Raw genomic sequence first — 20,217 nt, forward strand, 5'->3', positions numbered from 1 at the left:
GGGTTTAAGCATCTGCTTAATCATGTACGGTACTGCTCGGTAAATACTTCAAAATAAGGAGTCGTGTCCCTCTCCGCCATCGAACCATTCGCACCAGGTCCCCAGCCGATTTCAGCACGCCAGCTTCCCAACACACCTGACTGAATCAGCGCCTCCTCATTTACACCGATCAGCTGATCCGCCTGTGGTGCCACGTATAAAGCATCTACTGGACAATAAGCTTCACACATGAAACAGGTCTGGCAATCTTCCTGACGGGCAATGACCGGAATCTTCCCCTGCATTTCGAATACGTTCGTCGGACATACTTTCGTACACAGCTTACAACCAACACAACGCTCCAAGCTGATTAATTCGATCATATCGCTTGCCCCTCCTTCAGCGCATTCAGTTCATGAGCATGGGGCACAGCCTCTGTACTGACGCTTATATGTTGAATACCGGATAAGATCAGCCGGTGAGTCTGGCGCGGATCAAGCTCCGGATATTCCGCTAGCTTTTGCAGTCCGCGGGTCTCTTTCCGGGCGAGTGCCGCGGTGTACATCCACCTGCCGACCGCGAGCATAGCCGCGGCTTCACGTGATTGCACGATGCCCTGAACGCTGGCAGGAGCCTGCCCGTTCAAATAGGGCATCAAGGCATTCAGCCGCTTCAAGGCTGAAGAAATGCCCGGCTCGCTGCGGAAATAATTGATCTGCAGCGGCAAGATTTCACGCTGGATTGCCGCGATTAGCGGCTTCACCTCCAGCGTTTCCGAGGCATCGGCGCCAGCCGCCAGCCCGTAGCGTCCCGCTGCGGTCAGCTTGCGGCTGTTCGCCTGTCCTCGGCAGGACAGCGCATGCTGCGCGGCTCCCTGTCCAGCCCAGCTTCCGCTGCACATGGCCCAGGAAGCGTTATAAGCCCCGCCGCCGGAGATGGCGCCGGTCACTTTCTCGCGAGATGCGGCATCTCCGGCCGCATAGAGTCCGGGCACGGTCGTCTGGCAATCCGTGCCGCTCAAGCGCAGACCCCCAGTGCCGCGCATCGTGCCCTCATAGCGCAGGGTAAGCGGGAATTTCTGCTTAAACGCATCAATTCCCGCCCGCTCCAGCGGCATAAAGAAAATCGGATGCGCTTTGCGCAGGAAATCCTGTTTCTCCGCGGTGTCTGCCAGATCCAGCGAAGCGTAAACCGGACCCTTCAGCATCAGCTCAGGAATGCTGCCAAAGGTCCGATCCCCTCTATGCAACGGATGACCGTCCGCGTCATAGAGAGTGGCCCAAGCCAGCATGCGTCCACGTGTTACGGTTCCGTCCGCAAAGCTTGGCGCATATTGGCGGCTGAATTCCATACCCGAAAGATCAGCTCCCACCTCTGCGGACATCAACAATCCCTCCCCTGTCAGCACGTTGCAACCAAGACCTTTGCTGAGAAAAGCACAGCCGCCGGTAGCCATTACAACGGCATTTGCCTTCACTTCCCAAGACTCTCCTGTCAGGCGGTTGATCCCACGCGCTCCACCAACACCGTGTTCATCATGAAGAAGTTCCAGCGCTGGTGACTGATCAAGAATTGTGACCCCTGCTTTGCGCACAACTTTTCGCATAATCCGCATATATTCTGGTCCATGGAGATGGGTACGCAGTGAGTTTCCTTCTTCATCCTTCGGAAACGGATACCCCCACTGCTCCACTTGAGCCAGGTTCTGCTCTACCTGATCCAGCACCCGGTGAATCCAAGCATTCTCCGATAAATATCCGCCGGCCTTAAGTCTGGCCTGCACTGCCTGCTCCCGCAGCTCGGCAATGGGAGGAATAACTAGCAACGTTGTTCCTCCCGGTGCAGTTGCGCCACTAGTGCCCAAGTAGCCCTTATCCGCCAGGACTACCTTTGCACCTTGCGAGGCTGCACTCCATGCCGACCACGCCCCAGCAGGACCTCCGCCAAGCACGAGGACATCCACTGTCATTTCCTTCTTAAGCTGCGACATATTTTTTCCTCCTACACCATTAGCTGAGTTAGTTGAACTTAAAAATCACTAAAGGGAGGAGTGGCGGAGAGGCGGCCGAAAGTCCAAACATTCACCGCAGTCACTCAATTACCTTTACAGAAGAATCTTAAGTTCAATTAAAGCAACCTTTAAGCAACTTATTTCAGCTGCCAATCGCTAATATTGAAGTCTTTTTTCGCTAACTTCTCTTCGACGAGGAAGTTTTTGGTACCGTCCAGCAGCTTTGTTCCTTCATCAGTGAACGCAGTATCCTTGATATCACTAATCGGATTCACTTGCTTCGCCAGCTCAGGCGTTGTATCTCCGATTTCAGCCAGAAATTGATAATACTCATCTTCATGCTGCTTCAAGTCTGCCAAGGCTTTCTCTCTAGCTTCATTCCATACCTTCGGAAAATCAGGGAATTTCGCCAGATAATCCTCAGACACAACTGTTGCGCTAGAACCAAGCAGGTTCGGGTGCTTCGAGGCATCATCCAAGTGAGTGTAACCTTGGTCAATCAGCTTCAGCGCAGGAACACCTAGATTTGTTGTAGCATCTACATCTCCACGGGCTAAAGCTGCAGTAGCATCAGGAATGAGCATATGCACGAGTTTGTAGTCGGTCACGCCTTCTTCCTGTAGTAATCCAACTACATAACGGTGCATGAAGGAGCCTTTTTGAATCGCGATAGTTTTACCTTGCAGATCTTTCACCGTCTTGGGCCCATCCTTCTTGCCGATCAAATAACCAATCGTGTTCGCGGAAGATTGTGAAATCAGACGGGTCTTGGCTCCAGAAGCGTAGGCAATAATAGCAGGTGTATCTCCAAGGCTGCCGATATCCAGCCGACCACTAATCAAGGATTCTGTCTGATCCGGACCGTTTGGAAAGCCAGTAAGCTTCACTTCAGTAATGCCGTATTTCTTCAACTCTTCTTGAATAATCCCTTTATAAAAGCCCCAACCCTCTGCACCGCCGGGCACATTCAATTTGTTGGAACCGATAAACCCAAAGTTCAATACCGCTGGAACATTGCTCGTGCTCGTGGCCCCTTCTCCCGCCTTCTCCGTATTTGATCCCCCGGAGGCAGATGCTCCATTGCCGCCCGTATTATTTCCGCAAGCCTGAAGCACCAGCATGGCCATCATAATTGTAGTTAAAAGTGCAAACCGAATCTTCCTAGAACGTTTCCCTTGAATCTCTCTGTACGCTTGTTTCATTGTTTCTCCCCCTAGGTTTATGCTATTTATTTAAATCTTGATCCAGCTCAGAACCCTGCCCTCGACGCCAATTTATACATAAAGTCATGGCTTGCCACCGGCTGCCTGCCCTTACCCCAGCCTACTTTTTCACGATAACCGCCAAGTAGTTTCTGCTCCTGAAGTTCCGCTTCTGTCACACCAATAATATTCTCAGAGTCTGGTGCAACGTAGAGAGCATCGACAGGACAATACAGCTCACACATAAAGCAAGTCTGGCAATCACTCTGCCGGGCAATAACAGGAATGCCATCCTCTACCCGTTCGAAAACATTAGTCGGGCAGACAGATACACATTGGTTGCACTCTACACATCTGGCAGCGCTGATCACCTCAATCACGATAGAACACCCTCCTTAGCCACGGCTTCCGTCTTCACCCATACCTGATCTAATCCGCCACTGATCAAGCGGTGATGCTGGCCATGATCTGTAGCCTTGAAATCCTCACGCTTATGCATGCCTCTCGTCTCTGTACGAGCAAGTGCAGAATTGTACATCCAGCGGGCTGTTGCGGTCATGGCTTCGGCTTCCCGTGCCTTGACCCCTTCTGGCGTACGCTGAATTTCGCGGCTTCGTTGCTCTTTCCACAATCCATCCAGACGATCTAGTGCAGACGTCAGCCCTTGTTCTGTCCGGAACAAATTGATATCATACGGCTTCACCTCAGCCTGTACAGCAGACACATACTCTGCTGTTTGGGCTGCCACTCCCGGCTTCACTTCCTGATGCACCAGTGGTGATGATGATAAGCCGACTGGACTACGCTGCGCAGCGTGCGACCCCAGACTCTGTGCATAGACAGCAGCTCCTTCACCAGCAAAAGAACCTGAAGACATCGCCCACGCCGCATTATGGCTGCCACCGCCAGTAAAACCTCCGCAAATCAGCTCGCGGGTAGCCGCATCTCCTGCCGCGTAAAGTCCGGGAACACCTGTGCCGCAGCTTTCATCTGTAATATGGATGCCACCCGTCCCCCGAACCGTGCCTTCGAGCCGCAAAGTAACCGGAAACGCATCCTTGAACGGATCAATTCCCTGGCGGTCAAAAGGAAGGAAAAAGTTCGTCTGCGCCACCCGCAGCAGCGGTCTTAAATCCTCTGGTGCCCCATCCAGCTTGGCGTACACCTGATTACCTGCCAACAGATTCCGGGCAATTACAGAACGGCCTTTCTTGGAACCGGCTCCCTCCACAATGCTTCCATCCTCATAATAAAAGCTGGCATAGCTGTAATACGCCGTCTTGGTCACCGAAGAGAACGTAGGGCAGATCGCATAGGCATTGGAGAATTCCATGCCGGACAGATTCGCCCCAGCCTCAGCAGCGAAGAGATAACCATCTCCGGTCAACACGTTGCAGCCAAGTGCCTTGCTTAGGAAGGCGCAGCCTCCGGTAGCAATAACGACTGCTCCTGCCTGAACAGTCCAGGTTTCTCCACTCTGGGTATGAACTCCAGCCGCTCCAGCTACGCCATGCTCATCTGCCAGGAGTTCCAAGGCTGGGCTGTGATCTAGAATTTTAACGCCTGCCTTTTTCACCAGCCTACGCATTAATTTCATATATTCCGGTCCTTGCAGACTTCTTCGGAATTGATTGCCCTGCTCATCTACAGGGAATGGATAACCGGAAACACCCAGCTTGTTCATATTGGCATAGGTTTGATCCAGCACCCGGTCCATCCAGCGAGATTCAGCCAGCTGCCCGCCAAGCGCATAACGACTTGCTTTTGCCTCTTTCCGGAGCTTCTCATCCGGCTTCACATACCAGACTCCCGTTCCCGACGGTGCCGTTGCCCCACTTGAACCGCAGTACCCTTTATCTGCAAGGATTACTTTGGCCCCCTTCGCTGATGCAGTAAGGGCTGCCCACGTTCCTGCCGGACCTCCTCCGATAACGAGCACGTCTGCCACCAAATTCACCGATCCTTTTTTCACCGATCCACTCATATGTTCAAGACCTCCTCAGTTTGTTTAGCCTTCGTAACTATCGCGCCAGAACAGGAACTTTCGTTCAATAATCCGGAACAAGGAATCGATCAGCTTACCGACAATTGCGAAAATAATAATGCCTACGAATACAACCTCTGTATTAGAGTTCTGCTTCGCTTCATTGATAAGAAACCCAATACCTGACTGTGATCCAATAAGCTCTGCTACAACCAAACCAATCCAAGCTACAGCCAGCGACAACCTTAGCCCTAACAAAATTCCAGGCAGCGCCGCCGGGAGTATAAGCCTGCGCAGCTTCTGATATGGACTGAATCCCAATACACGAGCTACTTCGATCAATTTATTGTCCACATTGCGGATGCCCATAAACGTATTAATATAGAGCGGAAAAAATGAGCCTGTCATAATGATCACAACTTTTGACATCTCTCCAAACCCGAACCAGAGAATAATGAGCGGCGCTATAGCTAAATGGGGAACAAGCCTAAGCACTTGTACGCTAGGATCGAGCACATATTCTACACTGCGAAACAAGCCAGTCAGTACGCCGAATAGAAGACCCAACACACCTCCAATAAGAAATCCGATGCCCGCCCTACCCATGCTGACACCCAGATGATGAGTTAACTCTCCAGTAACCAACAAGTCGGTAAAAGCTCTTGCAATCGAAAGCGGGGTCGGCAAAAAGGTTGCGGAGACCAGCCCCGTACTCCCTGCCAGCTGCCAAAGGACTAACGTCACCACCGGGATAATTGCACCCATTCCCCAATCAGAGAGCAGGGGTTTCCATGCAACTTGTATTGCAGGTTTCTTCGGTGTCTTCTTGGATAAAGGAGCTGTGCCGCTGCTATCCAGCGTTTCTCTGGCTCTTTTAGTATTTTTGATAATAGCTTCTACTCCATCGCTCATGGTGCATCCCCCTTTTGTTTAATGAGCGTTCAAGGTTATCCGCGATAACTGTCTTGCCATCTCAACAACCGTCGTTCAATGTAACGAACAATGGAATCACTCAACAATCCAGCTACGGCAAAAATAATAATTCCCACGAACACCACTGGTGTGTCCGCGAATTGACGCGCGTCGGACATCATGTATCCAATGCCTGAGGTAGATGCAATAAGCTCTGCCACTACTAACCCCAGCCAAGAAAGCCCTAGAGAGAGACGCACTCCAAGAATAATGTTCGGCAGCGCTGCTGGAAGTACTAACCTGCCAATCTGCTTCAATCGGCTGAAGCCAAGTACCCGGGAAACTTCGAACAGCTTGTTATCCACGCCGCGAATTCCCATGAACGTATTGATATAAAGCGGGAAAAAAGCTCCCTTAGCAATCAATAGCACCTTCGACTCCTCACCGATCCCGAACCATAAAATGAACAGCGGTACTACCGCCAGACTGGGAATCATGCGGATCATTTGCAGGGAAGGATCTAACAGCTTCTCCGATCTGCGGAACAGGCCTACGAGAAGTCCTAACAGCAGACCCAGTCCACCACCTAGCAGGAATCCAGAAAAGGCTCTGACCAAGCTGATTCTAAAGTTCGGCCACAGATCGCCTGAAGCCGCTAAAGTTACAAAAGATTCCGCAATCGTATACGGCGTAGGGAACAGCATCTCCGAGATCATTCCATAATGCCCGAGCGTCTGCCACAGAATTAGCACACTGCCCGGCAGCAAAAGACCAAGTCCTAGTGTTGCCACCTTTCCGGGTCTTCCGGAAGTTCTTATGGCTACAGCCCGATTTGTCATACTTTGAACCCACCTTTTTTCAGCTTTACAATCACTTTAAATAAACAGAAAGAGACCCTCGAATGTTAATGCCTTCGAAAGTCTCCATGGGTATGGTCGACCTATTTTATATTCCGGCTCCGTCTGTAAGCTCTAGCTCATCTACCTTTTCAAAATAATTCAACACCTTCAAACGCAGCTCTTGAAAGGAGGTCGTTGTTTTTTTCCGTGGATACGGTAAATCTATCGGTACAATTTTACGTATTTTCCCGGGACGCGGCTCTAGAATCACTACCCGATTCCCCAAGAACACAGCCTCATCAATATCATGTGTCACAAAAATCATGGTTGTTTGGTTAGCCCGCCAAATGTCCAGCAATACCGTCTGCATATGAGCCCGAGTGAATGCATCCAGTGCACCAAACGGTTCGTCCAGCAGCAGTATTTTCGGATTGCGCAGAAGTGCACGAGCTATTGCCACCCGCTGGGCCATCCCTCCCGACAACTCGCGGGGATAAGATTTCTCAAATCCATTTAACTTCACCAGATCAATCAATTCATCGACCTTCCGCCTAACCTCCTTGTTCCCTAGCGGTAAATCAGAGGCAATATTCTTCTCAACGGTAAGCCAGGGAAAGAGGCGATGCTCCTGAAAAATAAAACCCTTATCGATCCCAGGACCCCCAATCTCCGCCCCTTCCAGGGTGACACTGCCAGTGTACCCGCTATCCAGACCGGCTACGATGCGTAATAGTGTACTTTTTCCACAGCCGCTGGGGCCGATGACTGTAATAAATTCGCCCTCCTGTACATGGAGATCTACATTATGGAGTGCTTGAACATGACCACCGGCAGACTCAAAACGTTTATTTAGGTTCGAAATAGACAGCAACGCTTCTCCCACCTTGACCCCTCCTTTAATCTGTATGGACAAAAAAACAGAGGCATTGCGTTTTTAACATTCGCAATACCTCTGTAGGAACAGTCGGCAATCATTATTCAAAGTAAATCAATTGGAATTATAATATTTAAAATATCATCGATTTTATAAGCTGTCAACAAAAAACAAGCCCTTTTATGGAACAGAAGTGGAGTTATTTCTAGTGCATAAGTTAGAAAAGCAATGAATTTAATCACTTTTAGTAGGATGAAAGTATTAAAAAACTTTGCTTTTGCGTCGATATAATGAAGTAAGCTTATGACAAATTGGTTCTAAGGAAGGGGCTTTTGCTTGAAAAGCATATCATTAAAATGGGGAGCAACACTTGTTGCCCTTAACACCTTGTTCGGTGGTACTCTCTATGCATCTGCAGCTGAAATCACTCCACCGTTCTCCGATTTAACCGAAATACAACAGACGAAAAGTGCCGCAATCCTCGAGGCTGCTCGTCTAGGATTGCTTAAAGGCGATCCCAATGGACAATTCAGACCCACTGCGACTATGACTCGCCAAGAGCTGGCAGCCATTTTAGCGAAGACCTTAAAGCTAGATTCCTCAGTGAATTCCGCTTCTTCCTTTAGAGACGTATCTGATTCCAGTTGGAGTGTCTCCGCTATTGAGGCTGTTAAAAAGGCAGGATTTATGGAGGGTGATCTTACAGGTAATTTTAATCCATCCAGACCTGTAACTAGAGAAGAGCTTGCAGTTATATTTGTACGTGCCATCCGCGGAACTGGAGCACAAGGCGGACAAGCCAACAAGGTTAATGACGAATCCACAATCAGCAATTGGGCAAAAGAGTATACTGATGTCGCACTACGTCTTAAACTTATAGACTCTCCCGAAGATATGTTCAGCCCCAAAGGTACTGTTCAGCGGCAGGATATGGCTTCTTTTCTGCTGAATATTTTTAAAGAAGAACAACAAACTGCAACGATCGACAATATAGATGGAGATTTCGTAACGATCAATGGCACGCCTTACCTCATTGAAGGTACACTCAAAGAATTAATGGGTGATAGCAACCATGATGCTTTAAGAGGAGCTGTCCTTAAGTTCAATTCCTTGAATCGTCATGTAGATGGTTTGCAAGAGCTTGAAATTGTACAAAAAGGGGTTCAACTAAATACCTCCGGCTTTCCCTCCGGTTCTTTGCTCAATATTTCTGGAAATGATGTTGTTATTAAAGGCAATGTTACCGGTGATTTAAAGATTAAAAATGGCGTTTCGAGTATAACTTTTCAGGGCCAAATTGGGCAGATCATTGTGGATTCTATAACTCCAGTTACTATTCATGGTAGTGGGTCCCTGCAAACCTTAAAAATAGTTGAAGGCGGCGCTAGGATCACCATCGATCCCTCCTTGTCTATTCAAAATCTGCAGTTGCCTGGCAACAGTCTGCCTTCACATTTCATAACAAATTACACAGCCATTCAAGATAATATCCAAAAGGTTCAAAATGCATCAGGAGCCGTTGCTCCTGCATATACTTCGTCCACGTCTGCTAACGCCGTGAGCGATCCGACTCCTGAGCCTACTCCCGTTGCGACTCCTAGTCCTTCTCCGGCGCCGACTCCGAGCCCTACTCCCGTAGCGACTCCTAGTCCTTCTCCGGTGACGACTCCTGAGCCTACTCCGGTGACGACTCCTGAGCCTACTCCCGTAGCGACTCCTAGCCCTACTCCGGTCGCGACTCCTAGTCCTACTCCGGCGATGACTCCTAGCCCTACTCCGGTCGCGACTCCTAGTCCTACTCCGGTGACGACTCCTAGTCCTACTCCGGTCGTGACTCCTAGTCCTACTCCAGTAGCGACTCCTGAGCCTACTCCGGTCGCGACTCCTAGTCCTACTCCGGTGGCCACTCCTAGTCCTACTCCGGTGGCGACTCCAGTAGCGACTCCTAGTCCTACTCCGGTGGCGACTCCTAGTCCTACTCCAGTAGCGACTCCTGAGCCGACTCCGGTCGCGACTCCTGAGCCTACTCCGGTAGTGACTCCTAGTCCTACTCCGGTGACGACTCCTAGTCCTACTCCGGTGACGACTCCTAGTCCTACTCCGGTCGCGACTCCGGTGAACCATGCACCAGTCGTGCAAAATAATATTGATCCAATATCTGCTCTGATCACAAGTGGTGTCCAAAACGTCGACATCAGTAATGTGTTCATTGATCCGGACGACGACCCGCTTACATTCGCAGCTGCATCCTCTGACGCTAGCGTTGCCACTGTATCTGTAAATGGGAATCATCTCAACCTTGTGCCGGTCGATTCAGGTACAGCCATGATTACAATAACAGCAATGGACGGCCAAGGTGGCGTTAACACTGCTACCTTTGTATTCACTGTAACGTCTAATCAGCCACCAATTGCAATATCTGGAATCACTACTCAACTCTTAACACCAGGTATCACGGCACCACGTACATTTGATCTGGCCCAGCTTTTTCAAGATCCAGACAATGACATGCTTACTTATTCAGCTTCTATAGATAACGTAAATGCTGGTACACTTAGCCTTAATGGCAACACTCTGACGATAACTCCGGCAGCTAATAGTTCAGCGAGTGGTTTAGTGACCCTCACAGCAACGGATGATAAAGGAGGTTCAACTACCTCAACTTTCACCTTGATTACAGCCCAGCTTGTAAACAACGGCTTTGTGCCAATAACCACCAAGCAAGGTGTATCCAATATTTCCTTCGATATTTCCAAGCTGATTCCTAATCAGAGTCAATTTAAAGTGTATACAGAAAGCAGCACAGGTTCATTGAGCGGACCTGTAACTCTGAATGGAGCTATATGGAATGGTCCTACAAGTCCAGGAACGGTATGGATAGTAGGTTCTGATGGCAAAGCGGTTGTATTATCTATAAGTGTGGCTTCACAGGGTAACTCCGAGCTATTCTTCTCAGAGTATCTGGACGGCGGTGACGGCAGAATCGCAGTTGAGCTGTACTATAAAGGAAATGGTAATTCCGCAGGAAAAGCAGAAGGTTACACCCTTGAAGTCCACCAATTTATGAAAGCCACCCAAACCAAACAGGTTTATTCCCGGCCATTATTTCCTGTATCTGTAGCAATGCCTTATATGTTTATAGATTCTACTTTTGGGGACGCATTTGATTTAATGAATATCTCCTATTACAATGATGAGCTAAGTCTATATAATCCAAAAACATATAATATTACAGCATTAGTACTGAAGAAAAACGGCCAAATCGTAGATGTTCTCGGTGACCCTACCTCAACTCAGCAATTCCTCTCCACAGGTGGAACTATTGTCCGTAAATCCGGTATATACACTGGATCACAGCAGTATTCACTTGAGGGCGAGTGGAATCAATATCCCAAAGGAACTTACCAGTATTTCGGAAGTCATACTCCTTAAGCAGCCCTTTCTAATGAAAAAACAAGCAGGCAGTGAGCCTCCAGATATTGGAGAATCAATGCCTGCTTGATTATCTGCATTGCGTAGCGTTAAGTCGACTTTGGGTAAACCTCGGAATAACTCCTCCGGATCCCCCGTATATTTTAATCGCCGAATCTAGATCAAATCTTTGATTTAGTTGCATTCTGTACACTTATTTCGTATAAAAAAGGGGTTGTCCTAAATATAACTGTATTCTATACAATTAAAATCCAGAAAAACCACCTTTAGCTGAGGAAATCATGAAAATAAGTGTACTGAATACAGCTATTTTTGGGGGACAATTTATTCGATGAGTTATAACTGTACAAAATACACTTATATGCTCCCACCGTAACTTCAACATATGTCACCGCTTCAAAATCTGCATTTTGCCTCCTCTTGTTACTTATACTCCTGCATCTACTTCCACTACTCCCACTACTTCCGCTACTTCCTCTACTTTCTCTACTTCCTCTACTTTCTCTACTTCCTCTACTTCCTCTACTCCTTCTACTTCCTCTACTTCCTCTACTTCCTCTACTTCCTCTACTTCCTCTACTTCCTCTACTTCCTCTACTTCCTCTACTTCCTCTACTTCCTCTACTTCCTCTACTTCCTCTACTTCCTCTACTTCCTCTACTTCCTCTACTCCTTCTACTTCCTCCACAACTTCTACCTGCCGTTTCAAAATATCACTTCAAGCATATCGCTCCCCCGGCTCTTAGTAACGCTGCTTACATCAGATATCTTAAATATAAATACACGCTGGAGATCACAATGGATAACAGCATTAAAGGAAATCCGACCTTCAAATACTTCATGAATGTAATCGGGTACCCCTCTTTTCCTGCCAAACCCGCTACGATCAAATTAGCACTCGCACCAATCAATGTGCCATTCCCACCCAGACAAGCGCCTAAAGCCAAACTCCACCATAACGGCTCCAAATTGCTGATCCCCATATTGCCCATCTCCTGAATCAGCGGGATCATAGTTGCTACAAAAGGAATGTTATCCAGAAATGCCGAGGTAATGGCGCTGACCCATAAAATCATCATTGAGCTCATCAGCACATCACCATTCGTTATTTCAATCGCTTTTGCTGCCAGCTCTGCAATCACACCTGTCTCTACAAGCCCTGACACCAACACGAACAGTCCGATAAAAAAGAAGATCGTAATCCATTCCACGCTGTGAAAAGCTTTTTCCAGCATATGTTCCCCTCCGGTCAGCAGCAGCAGTAAAAATGCACCAGCCAACGCAACCGTAGCGGACTCCAAATGTAATGCCTGATGTAAAAAGAACCCGGCAATCGTAATTGCCAGTACGATCAGACATTTTCGCAGCAGCTTATGATCCGTAATCATTACCTTCTCGTCCATGTCCATGATGCTCTGCTGCAATTCAGGTGTAGTTTTAATTTGTTTACCGAACATCAATAACAGCAGCGGGATATACGCCAAAACAATGATGATAATCACGGGTGTCAGATTGCTAATAAAAGCCATGAAGGTCAGCTCCTTAACAGCACTGCCAATCATGATATTAGGCGGGTCTCCGATCAAGGTTGCCGTTCCGCCTACATTAGATGCGATAATTTGTGACATCAAAAAAGGCAGCGGATGTATGCGCAGTTGTCTTGTAATACTGAAGGTGACTGGCACCATAAGCAGCACTGTCGTCACATTATCCAAAAAGGCTGAAGCCACTGCGGTAATCACAAACAAAGCAATCAGTATTCTCTTCGGCTTCCCCTTCGCCAACTTAGCTGATTTCACAGCTGCGTATTTAAAGAGACCCGTCTCAGCGGTAATCCCTACAATCATCATCATCCCTACAAGCAATCCTATAGTATTAAAATCGATGTGCTGTAGTGCCGTCTCCTGATCCACAATGCCCATCGCTATCATGACGATAGCTCCTAACATCGCCAGAATGGTACGGTGAATCTTTTCGGAAATAATAAGTCCATAAATCAGCAGAAAAATACCTATCGCCCAAACCGCTTGCTGTTCCATAATATCCCTCGGTCCTTCTATGTAATTTCGTTAACTTACAGTCTACTCATCCTATAACCTTATTATCATAAAATAGATTTGTATTTTTCGCACTGGGATTGTGGAATCATTCCACTAAAAAACGACCCTGCCGGATGTTTATCGGAGAGCCGTTGTGGATTCGATTATTTCATTTTCAGAGCCTGAGGCTCCTTGAAAGCAGTTAACTTCCCTTTACTCTGCACAATAATCATCCCATCCTCCAGCAAGGTTGGGCCGAATACTCTACCAGATGTTTTGAGCTGCACGATCGGTTTGGCGGTAATTAGATCAATAGCAACCAATTTCCCATCGGTCTGGGCAACATACATGCCATGTCCGAGCAGATCGAAGCGGGCAATCGGATTGCTGATTCCTCCGTACTGGAACACAGATTTATTAGACATTTTAACACCATAGATGCTCTGTTCGTTACTAAAAAGAATTCTTCCATCATAAGGACCCGCCGCGTAGGATAACTTAGCTCCGATGGATTCATACGAATAATTATCTCGTGTTACGGCAGCTGGATCAACATTTACTGGGTAGCCATAGACTCCTTTTTGTCCCCCAATATATATCCTGTCCCCAATGATCCAGGCTCTGCCTCCGCTAGTCATATATTCTTCTTCTGGTTTCGGATGATTAGGATCTATATGAGCGGGGTTATACTCTACAGCCTTTACAAGCTTACCTGTCTTCACATCCAAATGATCGAGTGTCGTCAAAGGAAGAGGGTCTACCAATGTAGCTTCCCGTTGTGAGATAAGCGTAGTCCCATCTGCTGCAATCGGAAGACTATGATTACCACTATTCCAAAGCTCTTTACCTGTTGTTCGATCAAACGCATGTAAAATGTCATACGTATATGCTCCGGATTCTGAGTTTTGAGCTAGCACCAGATTCCCCTCAACCATAAATGGTTCAAACAGCATTTCGCTGAAATTATCGCGCCACTGCAACTTGCCATCTTTCAGATTGTAGGCTTGAATATCGCCATTAGCAGCAAATAGCTGCTCTTTATCAATTACCAATTTACTAACACCTTTACTGGTCGCCGATGAGCTCCATTTATTTTTGCCCGTAGCCGCGTTAACTGCATAGATCGTACCTGCCTCCGAAGTGACGTAAGCCACGCCATCCTGATAGAGCAGCGGCGTTTTTAATTTGGAGCCGTATTTCCACATTACTTTTCCAGTCTGGACGTTAATCGCTAAAAGCTGACCCTTTTGAAGGATAAAAGCTTTGCCCGCGCCAACTGCAACAACACCCTTACCCATGATATAATCCGACGGTACATCTTTCAAAGCTGGCAAATCCATTGTTGTTGACCATTCAACCTTCGCAGCAGGCAGGTTTGCATAGTAATCATCACCATTCGAGCCTATAAAAGAGGTGTGTGGATCAACCGCAGCTGCTTGTACCGGATTTACCATAAGCAATACCCCTAAACCAATAACTGCAGTACGAAGATAAGATTTCAATATTGTTCCTCTCACCACCAGACTCCTCCTCATATAAGTAACTGCCTCATTTGGATAGCTTCTTAAAATCAAATATAATAGTATTGGACGAGCAGGACATAACCATTATGGATTATTATTCCATTTTGTCAAAAACAACAGAAGAAATCAAAACATTTACTCACAAACTTACATTTTGTAAGTCATTGTGTTATAATAATCACATTCCTCCATACACGGACAGGCTTTAGCAAATATATGAATAACAAGGGGTTTGTGAGCATGAGTAACGAAGCAACCGCAGCACCAGCATCCGATTTTGAATTTGGTATCTATACCTTAGGAGACATCGTAGCGGATTGTCATACAGGGAAGAAGATCAGTCCAAAACAACGTCTCGACGAAGTTGTAGCTGCAGCTAAGCTGGCAGATGAGGCGGGACTTGATGTATTTGGTGTAGGTGAGCATCATCGTCTTGATTTTGTAATTTCTTCGGTGCCAGTGGTGCTGGCTGCCATTTCTCAGGTTACTAACAGAATTAAACTAACGAGCGCAACAACCGTATTAAGCACCATTGATCCTGTACGGGTGTTCGAGGATTTCGCCACACTTGATTTGCTGTCGAATGGACGTGCAGAGATTATTGCGGGGCGTGGTGCTTTTGTGGAGTCTTTTCCGCTCTTCGGGTATGAGCTTGAAGATTATCACCGTCTATTCTCCGAGAACATCAATTTACTCTTGGAGCTTAACAAACATGAAGTTATGAACTGGGAGGGCTCCTTCCGTTCATCGCTGAAGGATTCGGAGATTGCTCCACGTCCATTGCAAGAGAATCTTCCGCTCTGGATTGGTGTAGGCGGTTCTCCAGAAAGTGCGGAGAAGGCCGGGATGCTCGGGACCGGAATGGCTATCGCCATCCTAAGCGGCAGTCCAGAGCCTTTTCAAGAGCTTGCCGCAACCTATCGGCGTGCCGGAATTCAAGCAGGACATCCACCTGGGGATCTAAAGATTGCGATCACTAGCCACGGCTACATTGCTGAAACCTCACAGCAGGCGTTGGATGAATATTACCCTTACTACTATAGTTACCGTAACTCTATCAGTCCAAAACCGGGTCAAGAGTACAAGGTGTCTCGTGATGACTTTGGGCAATATGTATCTGCTGATAACACGATGGCTGTAGGCAGCCCGCAGCAAATTATCGAAAAAATTCTCTATCAGCATGAGCTGTTCGGTCATAGCCGCTTTATGACTCAGCTCGATATCGGCGGCCTTCCTTACGCTAAGGTAGCTAAAGCCATTGAACTTTTGGCAACAGAGGTTGCACCTGTCGTACGGCGCGAGATCGCCAAGAAGAACAGCCGTTAGAATGGAATACCAAAAAGGGGCCCTCAAGCCAACGGCTGAGGCCCCCTTTTTATAAAAAAATCACGCAAAGGATGGTTTATTATTATCTACTTTCCCGCTGATAAGCTTCTTATATTCGTCGTCTCCGCCGTCCAAAGAAGGTGCAGTATAAATCTGAGCTGAAGCTGGCTGCTGAGCAGAATGACTCGAGCCTGCTTTTCTTTTGGTGCTTTTGTCATCGCCGCCTGCACTCCTGCTCCCACCACTCGCAGATCGGAGAACAGCATCGGATAAGCTGTTAATACCTTTTATTCTCTTCATGCTGAATCCTCTCCTACTAAATGATTGATGGTACGGAATAAATCCTGATTATTCCCAACTACCGCCTTAAGATCATCTGCAGATAATCCATCACTTCCTGAGAAATGAACGGAAAGAACATACTTCTTACCTAGAGGATAGCATAGGATATATACCTCTGCAACTTCCGTGCGTTGAAAAAAAGTCCATTTACTCGATAAAAATGCATCTACCACACTAGGCTGCTTCTCATTCCCTTTCGTTACAGACAAGGGATAGGAGTGACCACGTCCGACATTCCCCCCCACCTGAACAAGTTGTTCCTTCTCTTGTGCCTGCCAGATGGCTGCACCGATTACACGACAATGCTTCGGAGGTAAAAAGGAATTGCGTATCGCCTCACTAAGTGCGTGATATTTATCTCCATTCTCGGAGATGGTCACATTACTATTATATTGCCAAAAAAAATGAAGGATACTTTCCTTGCGCCTTAAATCCATCTTTAGCTGCTCTAAATCTTTAAGCGGGTCACGGAATCTTCCACGTTCTTGAATACTATCAATAATCTTACCACAGCTCACATCCACAGCAGCCGTAGGATTATCGTGATGCACTTCATACTCTAAAGATGTAATTCCCGCTAAATCAGATAGCAGATGATATTCTTCTACATTTTCTCCAGGGATGAGATCATCACGCGCAGTTACCTGATCAGGCACTAGACAAAAAACACGGCTGCGCCGTAATCTAGCCCAAAACAAACCCATTTCAAACCCCGTATTATCGCGGGTCACATAATAATATTTACCACGGATTTTGGCGACATCATCTGGCGAGAACACAAATACGGCAAAATCGCTCTCATCCAAATTTCGCTCCAACGCCTCCATAGTGTATTCATTCGCCCGAAAAGCGTTGGCATACCAAGGATGCACTTCAGCATCCCTCTTCAGCTGCTCATGAATCGCTCTTGCATAACGTATAGACTCCCTGGAAGATCCAATGAATAGCTTTGGTTTAGTCACGGCAATGCTCCTTCATCCTCTTTCCCGATATGTAATAATTATACAAGTCTTTAGACCACCAGAAAAGAGGCCATATTCTCAAAAAATATTATTCTAAACCTCGTAAATTGGGTAATGAATTACGACTACTCTCAAAAAGCGAGGATACTATGAACAAAATGATAGGTGTCACCCTGCTCACAGCTTGCCTTTTGGGTATAGCAGCGCCACAGTCTGCTGAAGCAAAGACAGCAGCGGGAAGTTATACCGCACAGGTATATGCGAGTTCTTTAAATGTACGCGATGAACCGGCTAAGAATGCAACTGTTGTAGGATCAATTAAGAATGGGGCTCGGGTTACTGTGACTGATGAGCAGCATGGATGGTTAGAGGTTAAAGCGGGGAGCACCTCTGGCTGGGTAGCGGGTTATTACCTAAAAAAGGTGAACAGCAACTCCCTGCAATCCAGCGCTTCTGGAACGTCTATTGCTACTAAAACCAATACTGCCTCGTCAACATCAGCCAATACTTCTAGTAGAACTTCAAAGGCTACAGTCACGGCTGATTCTCTGCGCATCCGAAGTGGCCCAGGAACTCACTATAAGGTGCTCGGTTCTTTAAAAGCCAAGGATACAGTCACTCTCCTTCTTCATCAGAACGGCTGGGCTCGAATTCGCACAGTCAGCGGTGAAACCGGTTGGGTGGCAGAGCAGTATATCCGAAGTGGAAGCACATCAAGCAGTACAAGCAGCGTAAGCACCGTCCAGCATAAAGGCGGACTACGAGGAAAGCTGATCGTCATCGATCCTGGTCATGGCGGGAGTGATCCGGGCATGCTTGGCACTACATATAACACCATGGAAAAAGATTTGAATCTGCATACTGCACTTTATGTCCGCGATGCTCTTGTTGCTAAAGGAGCACGGGTAGAGATGACGCGCACCCGAGATGATCAGAAGCCGACGTTAGCGCGTCGTGTTCAGATGAGCCAAGCCCTGCGTGCTGATGCTTTTGTAAGCGTTCATTATAATTCTTCACCTAAAAATGTGTCCGGAACGTTGACCTTCTTTTATTCAGAAGCGGATGATTTGAAGCTGGCGCGGGCGATTGAAACCCGGCTGGGGCAAGGCATCGGTCTGAAAAGCAACGGGTTGTCCTTTGGCGATTATCACATCCTAAGGGAGAATCGGATTCCAGCTACCTTGGTTGAGCTTGGATTCCTTACCAATCCTACAGACGAGTCCATTGTCCGCAAGGCCTCCTATCAGAAAAAAGCGGCTAAAGCCATCGCTGAAGGCGTTGCGGATTATTTTAAATAACTGGCTGGAACAACACTCCAAAAAAAAGCCCGACCCATGTATCTCTCAGGTATGATCTGAGGAGATCTGTGGGTCGGGCTCTTTTGACTGCTTCCTTATACGAGCATTTGATAGACCAAGAACAAGTTCAACGATACAACCAGACCGGAGATAATCCAGCCCAGAGTGGCTGTCATTTTGCGATTCACTAACCCGCCCATAATCTGGCGATTGCTTGTAAACACAACCAGCGGAATCAACGCGAACGCAATCCCAAAGGACAGGATCACCTGACTGATCACGAGCGCTTTGGTTGGATTCACACCAAAACCAATGATCGCTAGTGGCGGTATGATGGTAATCGCACGGCGCAAGTACAGGTTAATTCTTTTGTTGATGAAGCCTTGCATAACCACATCGCCAGCCATAGTCCCTACGGAGGAACTCGACAGTCCCGCAATGAGTAGTCCCAACCCAAACGAGATCGCCGTTACTGGCCCAGCTAAGTGACCAAATTGTTGAAACGCGACATCCAGATCCTCAACCACGAGACCATTTTTGAAAAACAATGCCGCGGAGACAATAACCATAGCCAGATTTACTGCACCTGCGATAATCATCGCAATAATAATATCTATAAATTCCAATTTGAAAATCTGTTTTTTCTCCGATTCATTCACCCCGACGATACGGTTCTGTGTAAGTGATGAATGCAGGTAAATCGCATGTGGCATCACGGTTGCACCTAGAATTCCTGCGGCCAATAGGATGCTGTCCACCCCTTCAAACTTAGGTGTAAACATGCCTACGGCAACTGCTCCCATATCCGGTTTAGCTACAATAACTTGAAAAGCGAAGGCTAATACGACTATAAGGATCATCGCAGCAATCCCTGCCTCTAGGGAGCGGTATCCCCGGCGTTGCAGCTCTAAGATAGCAAATGAGCCCACCGCAGTAATCAGTGCTGCTGGCAGCATGGGAATATCAAATAAGAGATATAGTCCTAATGCCGCCCCGATAAACTCTGCCAGATCCGTAGCTATAATCACTAGCTCACTTTGAATCCATAAGAAGATAGATACACTCTTCGGAAAACGATCATGAGCGATCTCAGGCAAGTTCTTGCCTGTCGCAATCCCCAGCTTGGCGGATAACGCTTGGATTAGCACAGCCATTAGATTAGAGGCCACGATCACCCACAATAAGAGATATCCATATTTGGAGCCCGCCGTAATATTGGTGGCAAAATTACCTGGATCCAGATAAGCAACAGCAGCGATAAAAGCTGGGCCTAGAAAAGGAAGTAATCGTTTAATCCCTTTGATCTCCCCGTTAAGTACGGCTTGTGCTGAAACCGAGTTCTTATGTTGTTTTATATGTGGTTGTTCTACTAAAGTTTGTTCGAGCATTTCAATTCCTCCTCTTGCCCTGAAAAAGTTGTCTATATACACGAAAGTTTCCCCTGTGCAACTTATATTTAAAGTATATGCTTATTTCTGAAAAATGTAAACATGT

17 protein-coding genes are annotated in these 20,217 nt (G+C 47.3%); 3 read left to right on the plus strand and 14 right to left on the minus strand.

Going from position 1 to position 20,217, the window contains the following annotated elements:
• Positions 1 to 20 precede the first annotated feature (20 nt).
• The 8 genes from NSQ55_RS26585 to NSQ55_RS26620 form a co-directional block, all read right to left on the minus strand.
• On the minus strand, positions 21 to 362 hold the full coding sequence (locus tag NSQ55_RS26585) for a 4Fe-4S binding protein (protein ID WP_076099941.1): 342 nt from the start codon (positions 360 to 362) through the stop codon (positions 21 to 23).
• The gene (locus NSQ55_RS26590) at positions 359 to 1,969 is read right to left on the minus strand and encodes an FAD-binding protein (protein ID WP_076099943.1); all 1,611 of its coding nucleotides are present in this window, start codon (positions 1,967 to 1,969) and stop codon (positions 359 to 361) included. Before NSQ55_RS26590 ends, NSQ55_RS26585 begins: the two co-directional genes overlap by 4 nt.
• A gap of 158 nt (positions 1,970 to 2,127) precedes the next feature.
• Entirely contained in the window at positions 2,128 to 3,192 is a 1,065-nt protein-coding gene (locus NSQ55_RS26595; RefSeq protein WP_076282670.1) for an ABC transporter substrate-binding protein, read from the minus strand.
• 47 nt (positions 3,193 to 3,239) lie between these two features.
• Positions 3,240 to 3,572 (minus strand): ferredoxin family protein, encoded by a 333-nt coding sequence (locus NSQ55_RS26600; RefSeq protein ID WP_076307272.1) that lies wholly within the window; start codon positions 3,570 to 3,572, stop codon positions 3,240 to 3,242.
• Positions 3,569 to 5,176: an FAD-binding protein gene (locus tag NSQ55_RS26605; RefSeq protein ID WP_036680291.1), complete on the minus strand. Its 1,608-nt coding sequence runs from the start codon at positions 5,174 to 5,176 to the stop codon at positions 3,569 to 3,571. Before NSQ55_RS26605 ends, NSQ55_RS26600 begins: the two co-directional genes overlap by 4 nt.
• Positions 5,177 to 5,200: 24 nt before the next feature.
• Positions 5,201 to 6,088 carry an ABC transporter permease gene (locus tag NSQ55_RS26610; protein ID WP_339169853.1) on the minus strand — a complete coding sequence of 296 codons (888 nt, stop codon included), beginning with the start codon at positions 6,086 to 6,088 and terminating at the stop codon, positions 5,201 to 5,203.
• 35 nt (positions 6,089 to 6,123) lie between these two features.
• Positions 6,124 to 6,927: an ABC transporter permease gene (locus NSQ55_RS26615; protein ID WP_038573373.1), complete on the minus strand. Its 804-nt coding sequence runs from the start codon at positions 6,925 to 6,927 to the stop codon at positions 6,124 to 6,126.
• 106 nt (positions 6,928 to 7,033) lie between these two features.
• Positions 7,034 to 7,810 carry an ABC transporter ATP-binding protein gene (locus tag NSQ55_RS26620; RefSeq protein WP_036680296.1) on the minus strand — a complete coding sequence of 259 codons (777 nt, stop codon included), beginning with the start codon at positions 7,808 to 7,810 and terminating at the stop codon, positions 7,034 to 7,036.
• Between the two features lie 327 nt (positions 7,811 to 8,137).
• Here NSQ55_RS26620 and NSQ55_RS26625 point away from each other — a divergent pair, with 327 nt between their 5' ends.
• Entirely contained in the window at positions 8,138 to 11,233 is a 3,096-nt protein-coding gene (locus NSQ55_RS26625) for an S-layer homology domain-containing protein (protein WP_339169855.1), read from the plus strand.
• Between the two features lie 427 nt (positions 11,234 to 11,660).
• Here NSQ55_RS26625 and NSQ55_RS26630 read toward each other — a convergent pair whose 3' ends face one another.
• The 3 genes from NSQ55_RS26630 to NSQ55_RS26640 all read right to left on the minus strand — a co-directional run bounded on the left by NSQ55_RS26630 (position 11,661) and on the right by NSQ55_RS26640 (position 14,789).
• Complete coding sequence (locus NSQ55_RS26630; RefSeq protein WP_339169857.1) at positions 11,661 to 11,921, minus strand: hypothetical protein; 261 nt, start codon at positions 11,919 to 11,921, stop codon at positions 11,661 to 11,663.
• A gap of 67 nt (positions 11,922 to 11,988) precedes the next feature.
• Positions 11,989 to 13,272: an ArsB/NhaD family transporter gene (locus NSQ55_RS26635; RefSeq protein WP_036680299.1), complete on the minus strand. Its 1,284-nt coding sequence runs from the start codon at positions 13,270 to 13,272 to the stop codon at positions 11,989 to 11,991.
• 164 nt (positions 13,273 to 13,436) lie between these two features.
• Complete coding sequence (locus NSQ55_RS26640) at positions 13,437 to 14,789, minus strand: PQQ-binding-like beta-propeller repeat protein (RefSeq protein WP_076303104.1); 1,353 nt, start codon at positions 14,787 to 14,789, stop codon at positions 13,437 to 13,439.
• 246 nt (positions 14,790 to 15,035) lie between these two features.
• Between NSQ55_RS26640 and NSQ55_RS26645 the strand changes: the two genes are divergently transcribed.
• Complete coding sequence (locus tag NSQ55_RS26645; protein ID WP_076303105.1) at positions 15,036 to 16,121, plus strand: LLM class flavin-dependent oxidoreductase; 1,086 nt, start codon at positions 15,036 to 15,038, stop codon at positions 16,119 to 16,121.
• Between the two features lie 60 nt (positions 16,122 to 16,181).
• On the opposite strand, the gene NSQ55_RS26650 is transcribed toward NSQ55_RS26645, so the two are convergent.
• Entirely contained in the window at positions 16,182 to 16,421 is a 240-nt protein-coding gene (locus NSQ55_RS26650) for a hypothetical protein (protein ID WP_036680302.1), read from the minus strand.
• Positions 16,418 to 17,425 (minus strand): TIR domain-containing protein, encoded by a 1,008-nt coding sequence (locus tag NSQ55_RS26655; RefSeq protein ID WP_175617364.1) that lies wholly within the window; start codon positions 17,423 to 17,425, stop codon positions 16,418 to 16,420. The genes NSQ55_RS26650 and NSQ55_RS26655 overlap by 4 nt, the downstream gene beginning before the upstream one ends.
• Before the next feature lie 149 nt (positions 17,426 to 17,574).
• Here NSQ55_RS26655 and NSQ55_RS26660 point away from each other — a divergent pair, with 149 nt between their 5' ends.
• Positions 17,575 to 18,723 (plus strand): N-acetylmuramoyl-L-alanine amidase, encoded by a 1,149-nt coding sequence (locus NSQ55_RS26660; RefSeq protein ID WP_339169861.1) that lies wholly within the window; start codon positions 17,575 to 17,577, stop codon positions 18,721 to 18,723.
• Positions 18,724 to 18,818: 95 nt separating this feature from the next.
• On the opposite strand, the gene NSQ55_RS26665 is transcribed toward NSQ55_RS26660, so the two are convergent.
• Positions 18,819 to 20,111 (minus strand): Nramp family divalent metal transporter, encoded by a 1,293-nt coding sequence (locus NSQ55_RS26665; protein ID WP_076104178.1) that lies wholly within the window; start codon positions 20,109 to 20,111, stop codon positions 18,819 to 18,821.
• Positions 20,112 to 20,217 lie beyond the last annotated feature (106 nt).

Source organism: Paenibacillus sp. FSL H7-0943, from assembly GCF_037963265.1.
Classification (GTDB): Bacteria; Bacillota; Bacilli; order Paenibacillales; family Paenibacillaceae; genus Paenibacillus_AQ; species Paenibacillus_AQ odorifer.

Excerpts from the sequence above, each read along its gene's own strand:
- NSQ55_RS26585 (WP_076099941.1), bottom strand. The coding sequence starts at position 362 with ATGATCGAATTAATCAGCTTGGAGCGTTGTGTTGGTTGTAAGCTGTGT.
- NSQ55_RS26590 (WP_076099943.1), bottom strand. The coding sequence starts at position 1,969 with ATGTCGCAGCTTAAGAAGGAAATGACAGTGGATGTCCTCGTGCTTGGC.
- NSQ55_RS26595 (WP_076282670.1), bottom strand. The coding sequence starts at position 3,192 with ATGAAACAAGCGTACAGAGAGATTCAAGGGAAACGTTCTAGGAAGATT.
- NSQ55_RS26605 (WP_036680291.1), bottom strand. The coding sequence starts at position 5,176 with ATGAGTGGATCGGTGAAAAAAGGATCGGTGAATTTGGTGGCAGACGTG.
- NSQ55_RS26610 (WP_339169853.1), bottom strand. The coding sequence starts at position 6,088 with ATGAGCGATGGAGTAGAAGCTATTATCAAAAATACTAAAAGAGCCAGA.
- NSQ55_RS26615 (WP_038573373.1), bottom strand. The coding sequence starts at position 6,927 with ATGACAAATCGGGCTGTAGCCATAAGAACTTCCGGAAGACCCGGAAAG.
- NSQ55_RS26635 (WP_036680299.1), bottom strand. The coding sequence starts at position 13,272 with ATGGAACAGCAAGCGGTTTGGGCGATAGGTATTTTTCTGCTGATTTAT.
- NSQ55_RS26645 (WP_076303105.1), top strand. The coding sequence starts at position 15,036 with ATGAGTAACGAAGCAACCGCAGCACCAGCATCCGATTTTGAATTTGGT.
- NSQ55_RS26650 (WP_036680302.1), bottom strand. The coding sequence starts at position 16,421 with ATGAAGAGAATAAAAGGTATTAACAGCTTATCCGATGCTGTTCTCCGA.
- NSQ55_RS26660 (WP_339169861.1), top strand. The coding sequence starts at position 17,575 with ATGAACAAAATGATAGGTGTCACCCTGCTCACAGCTTGCCTTTTGGGT.
- NSQ55_RS26665 (WP_076104178.1), bottom strand. The coding sequence starts at position 20,111 with ATGCTCGAACAAACTTTAGTAGAACAACCACATATAAAACAACATAAG.